At 77.1% G+C, this 772-nt stretch carries 1 pseudogene; it reads right to left on the bottom strand.

Annotated elements, in window-relative coordinates:
• Positions 1-772 (bottom strand): annotated as a pseudogene (locus GT042_RS29660) (branched-chain amino acid ABC transporter permease); the annotation flags it as partial.

Raw genomic sequence — 772 nt, 5'->3', positions numbered from 1 at the left:
GCCGCCGGACCGGTCGAACGGGCGGGCGCCGTGACGGACATGGAGTCGCCGGAGCCGTCCGGCCTGTCCGGCTCCTCCGGATCGGAACCGGACTCCGGAGCGGCCAGGACCGCCCCCGCCGACGCCCCCCCGCGCGGGCGCAGGCGCGCCGCGAGGTGGCGGCGGAGCCGGGCCACCGGGTCCGCCGGCGGGCCCTGCGGGCCGTGCGCGGTGGCGGGCTCCGTGAAGCGGGAGCGGGAGCGCAGCACCAGGACCGCCGCCATCGCGGCGAAGAGCAGGTACGGCGCGAGGTCCGGGGCCACCGAGACGCCCAGCGTCTGCACCTCCCCCACCGCGACCGCCGCGAAGAACGTCGCCCACAGCGAGCGCAGCCCTCCGAGCACGACCACCACCAGGGACAGCATCAGCACGTTCTCGGACGTGCCGGGCCCCGGGCCGATGATCGGCGCCCCGAGGACGCCCGCCGCCCCGGCCAGTGCACCCGCCGCCGCGAGGACGCCGGTGTGCACCGCCCGGGGGTTGTGGCCGGTGGCCGCGAGCATCTGCGGGTCGTCGGCGGCGGCCCGTACCGCCGCGCCCACCCGGGTCCGGGTCAGCACCCACGTACCGAGAGCGGCGAGCAGGACGGCCATCGCGATGAAGCAGAGCCGGTACGCGGGGTACCGGTGGCCGAGCAGGGTCACCGAGGAGTCCAGCGCCTCGGGGACCCGTACCGGAAGCTCGTCCGCCCCGAAGAACTGGATGAGCAGATCACCGCCGATCAGGGCGAGCC

Origin of the sequence: Streptomyces sp. SID3212 (assembly GCF_009865405.1) — a bacterium.
In the GTDB taxonomy this organism is placed as follows: domain Bacteria; phylum Actinomycetota; class Actinomycetes; order Streptomycetales; family Streptomycetaceae; genus Streptomyces.
The sequence above is the reverse complement of the archived record's forward strand: the minus strand, read 5'-3'. Positions and strand labels throughout refer to the sequence as shown.